The 486-nt window shown below is 61.3% G+C and carries 1 protein-coding gene; it reads left to right on the top strand.

The window, feature by feature from the left end; genetic code table 11:
• Positions 1-160: 160 nt before the first annotated feature.
• On the top strand, positions 161-486 hold a 326-nt coding region (locus AC1DF0_RS32185), incomplete at its 3' end, for a hypothetical protein (RefSeq protein ID WP_477577635.1).

Below are 486 nucleotides of genomic sequence, written 5' to 3'. Positions count from 1 at the left end.
GCCCGGTCTTGCGCATGCAGCCTGAACGTTATGACCAATTGCATGCTCTGCTCGAAGATGCAGCCAACAAGCTGGGTACGGTTTGGCCGCGCCAGAACAGTGTGCATACGGAGAACGTATGAGCCAGCTCGCACCTGCATGGACCGAGGCGGGGTCAGGGTTGGAAGTCGCCGCTGCCGCTCTGGTCCGTGCACGGCTAGAGGGTGTTCGGCTGGCATCCTTGCCAGGCCCGAACCTGCCAGGCAGCCTCGCACAAGGTTTTGCCATTCAGCAGCATGTGGGGCCATTGGCTGGAAAAACCGTGGGGGGGTGGAAGTGTGCGTTACCCCCGGCTGGCAAGTGGATCGTTGCCCCGATCTACAGCGACAGCATCGTAAAAGGCGAACGTTACCGACTGGCCGCCGACGCCGATAAGGCGCGCATCGAGCCTGAACTGGCGTCCGTCCTGGCCCATGATTTGCCGGCTCGTGTTGAGCCTTATACAAC

The sequence above is a fragment of the Paenibacillus sp. 05T425 genome (genome assembly GCF_056396205.1).
Note: the sequence above shows the minus strand (reverse complement) of the source record. Positions and strands in the feature narration are given on the sequence as shown.